4 protein-coding genes are annotated in these 2987 nt (G+C 58.3%); all 4 read left to right on the forward strand.

Annotated features, from left to right (window positions below):
• On the forward strand, positions 1-524 hold a 524-nt coding region (locus tag CGK74_RS18600; RefSeq protein ID WP_206186295.1), incomplete at its 5' end, for a hypothetical protein.
• 176 nt (positions 525-700) lie between these two features.
• Entirely contained in the window at positions 701-1048 is a 348-nt protein-coding gene (locus tag CGK74_RS18605; protein ID WP_000679427.1) for a quaternary ammonium compound efflux SMR transporter QacE delta 1, read from the forward strand.
• Positions 1042-1881 (forward strand): sulfonamide-resistant dihydropteroate synthase Sul1, encoded by an 840-nt coding sequence (gene sul1 / locus CGK74_RS18610; protein WP_000259031.1) that lies wholly within the window; start codon positions 1042-1044, stop codon positions 1879-1881. The genes CGK74_RS18605 and sul1 overlap by 7 nt, the downstream gene beginning before the upstream one ends.
• A gap of 127 nt (positions 1882-2008) precedes the next feature.
• Complete coding sequence (locus CGK74_RS18620; protein WP_000376623.1) at positions 2009-2509, forward strand: GNAT family N-acetyltransferase; 501 nt, start codon at positions 2009-2011, stop codon at positions 2507-2509.
• Positions 2510-2987: the final 478 nt, after the last annotated feature.

Below are 2987 nucleotides of genomic sequence, written 5' to 3' on the forward strand. Positions count from 1 at the left end.
CACCGAACGGCGCTTGCGGCGCGAGGGATAAACCCTATTCGTTATGCCCCTTTGCTAATCGTCATCAAGAGGAGGTTTTTATGAAGGTCAACACGGAATCAAATCACATTTACACCACCCAGCGCGCACAGGTATCCACTGCGGCAGGTACCAATCCCGCATCGTTTTCGTCTGCACTATCAGCAGCCACTGCCGAATCATCGACCGCCAAACAAGCAGATTTCACCAGCATGACACGCAAGGAAATGTTCGATTGGATGAACGACCAAATCCGCAGCGGGAAAATGTCGCTCGATGAAAGCTCGCCTTTCCTAGGGATGACTATGAAAATCTCGGTGGCGACCGGTCAACCGGTCGATATGGCTACAGACACTACGCGCATCAATTTCGTTGAGAAGGCGCGTTTGGGAATTGAGGGCGCCCGCTCAAACAACGATCCAGATTTAGCCAAGAGGTTGCAGGCTGCGATCGAAGTCATGCACAGGCAGCAAGGACAGGCACTTGGCGTTGATACACGTGCATAAGGTGTTGTCACGCATTGGCATAACCTGGCGCTCAACCTGGACGCCTATCGGCGCCGGTTAGCTCTACGTTAGATGCACTAAGCACATAATTGCTCACAGCCAAACTATCAGGTCAAGTCTGCTTTTATTATTTTTAAGCGTGCATAATAAGCCCTACACAAATTGGGAGATATATCATGAAAGGCTGGCTTTTTCTTGTTATCGCAATAGTTGGCGAAGTAATCGCAACATCCGCATTAAAATCTAGCGAGGGCTTTACTAAGCTTGCCCCTTCCGCCGTTGTCATAATCGGTTATGGCATCGCATTTTATTTTCTTTCTCTGGTTCTGAAATCCATCCCTGTCGGTGTTGCTTATGCAGTCTGGTCGGGACTCGGCGTCGTCATAATTACAGCCATTGCCTGGTTGCTTCATGGGCAAAAGCTTGATGCGTGGGGCTTTGTAGGTATGGGGCTCATAATTGCTGCCTTTTTGCTCGCCCGATCCCCATCGTGGAAGTCGCTGCGGAGGCCGACGCCATGGTGACGGTGTTCGGCATTCTGAATCTCACCGAGGACTCCTTCTTCGATGAGAGCCGGCGGCTAGACCCCGCCGGCGCTGTCACCGCGGCGATCGAAATGCTGCGAGTCGGATCAGACGTCGTGGATGTCGGACCGGCCGCCAGCCATCCGGACGCGAGGCCTGTATCGCCGGCCGATGAGATCAGACGTATTGCGCCGCTCTTAGACGCCCTGTCCGATCAGATGCACCGTGTTTCAATCGACAGCTTCCAACCGGAAACCCAGCGCTATGCGCTCAAGCGCGGCGTGGGCTACCTGAACGATATCCAAGGATTTCCTGACCCTGCGCTCTATCCCGATATTGCTGAGGCGGACTGCAGGCTGGTGGTTATGCACTCAGCGCAGCGGGATGGCATCGCCACCCGCACCGGTCACCTTCGACCCGAAGACGCGCTCGACGAGATTGTGCGGTTCTTCGAGGCGCGGGTTTCCGCCTTGCGACGGAGCGGGGTCGCTGCCGACCGGCTCATCCTCGATCCGGGGATGGGATTTTTCTTGAGCCCCGCACCGGAAACATCGCTGCACGTGCTGTCGAACCTTCAAAAGCTGAAGTCGGCGTTGGGGCTTCCGCTATTGGTCTCGGTGTCGCGGAAATCCTTCTTGGGCGCCACCGTTGGCCTTCCTGTAAAGGATCTGGGTCCAGCGAGCCTTGCGGCGGAACTTCACGCGATCGGCAATGGCGCTGACTACGTCCGCACCCACGCGCCTGGAGATCTGCGAAGCGCAATCACCTTCTCGGAAACCCTCGCGAAATTTCGCAGTCGCGACGCCAGAGACCGAGGGTTAGATCATGCCTAGCATTCACCTTCCGGCCGCCCGCTAGCGGACCCTGGTCAGGTTCCGCGAAGGTGGGCGCAGACATGCTGGGCTCGTCAGGATCAAACTGCACTATGAGGCGGCGGTTCATACCGCGCCAGGGGAGCGAATGGACAGCGAGGAGCCTCCGAACGTTCGGGTCGCCTGCTCGGGTGATATCGACGAGGTTGTGCGGCTGATGCACGACGCTGCGGCGTGGATGTCCGCCAAGGGAACGCCCGCCTGGGACGTCGCGCGGATCGACCGGACATTCGCGGAGACCTTCGTCCTGAGATCCGAGCTCCTAGTCGCGAGTTGCAGCGACGGCATCGTCGGCTGTTGCACCTTGTCGGCCGAGGATCCCGAGTTCTGGCCCGACGCCCTCAAGGGGGAGGCCGCATATCTGCACAAGCTCGCGGTGCGACGGACACATGCGGGCCGGGGTGTCAGCTCCGCGCTGATCGAGGCTTGCCGCCATGCCGCGCGAACGCAGGGGTGCGCCAAGCTGCGGCTCGACTGCCACCCGAACCTGCGTGGCCTATACGAGCGGCTCGGATTCACCCACGTCGACACTTTCAATCCCGGCTGGGATCCAACCTTCATCGCAGAACGCCTAGAACTCGAAATCTAACGTCCGTTCGGGCATCGAGGTCCATGTCGGGGTGGGACGGGCCCGTGGCTTCAAGATCACTTGCAGTCCGACCGCGATGTCTTGGTTGCGCGAGAGGTTGTCGATATCCTCCACTTCCATCATCAACCCTGGATAATGCCGCCGCCGTCATCGCCGCCGACGCCCGTGCCGGGCTTTTCGGGCCTGTCAGGCTTGCTCGGCCTTCAGCCTGCCTGGGCGAGATCTCCGGCGGACGGATTAACGGCGGAGCTTCGCCGCCTTTCGTGCGTGTGAAGGCCGAAGATAGTTCTCTCAAAAACATCCGTTTATGAGAGATACCAAAGCCGACAGTCTGCCGAATGTCGTTTTCAGAAGACGGCTGCACTGAACGTCAGAAGCCGACTGCACTATAGCAGCGGAGGGGTTGGATCCATCAGGCAACGACGGGCTGCTGCCGGCCATTATGCCCAGCGCCCAGTTATGAACAGTCGGCTCACGG

The sequence above is a fragment of the Thauera propionica genome (assembly GCF_002245655.1).
Lineage (GTDB): Bacteria > Pseudomonadota > Gammaproteobacteria > Burkholderiales > Rhodocyclaceae > Thauera > Thauera propionica.

Excerpts from the sequence above, each read along its gene's own strand:
- CGK74_RS18620 (WP_000376623.1), top strand. The coding sequence starts at position 2,009 with ATGGACAGCGAGGAGCCTCCGAACGTTCGGGTCGCCTGCTCGGGTGAT.
- sul1 (WP_000259031.1), top strand. The coding sequence starts at position 1,042 with ATGGTGACGGTGTTCGGCATTCTGAATCTCACCGAGGACTCCTTCTTC.
- CGK74_RS18605 (WP_000679427.1), top strand. The coding sequence starts at position 701 with ATGAAAGGCTGGCTTTTTCTTGTTATCGCAATAGTTGGCGAAGTAATC.